The sequence below is a fragment of the Staphylococcus pasteuri genome, from assembly GCF_030547725.1.
Classification (GTDB): Bacteria; Bacillota; Bacilli; order Staphylococcales; family Staphylococcaceae; genus Staphylococcus; species Staphylococcus pasteuri.
Window position 1 is genome coordinate 1 of sequence record NZ_JAUOQO010000992.1, and the last position, 235, is coordinate 235.

Sequence of the window (235 nt, forward strand, 5' to 3'; positions counted from 1 at the left end):
GTTTAACTCGGTTTGAATAATACAAACCTTTGTCACCCTCAATTTCATATTTTGAGTATTCCAATATTAACGTAAGTAACTCTTGCCACGTGAGTTTGCTAGACAAACCTTTGATCCATGCCGCTAAGTTTGGAACCGCCAAAGCCCCACGACCTAACATAATATTTTCACATTGAGATTGAGCTTGGCAATTGGCCGCATCATCTGGATTCCAAATTTCACCATTGGCAATAAG

The 235-nt window shown here is 39.6% G+C and carries 1 protein-coding gene; it reads right to left on the reverse strand.

Annotated elements, in window-relative coordinates:
• The coding region (locus tag Q4528_RS16150; protein ID WP_303522781.1) for a tRNA-dihydrouridine synthase at positions 1–235 on the reverse strand (235 nt) is incomplete at both ends.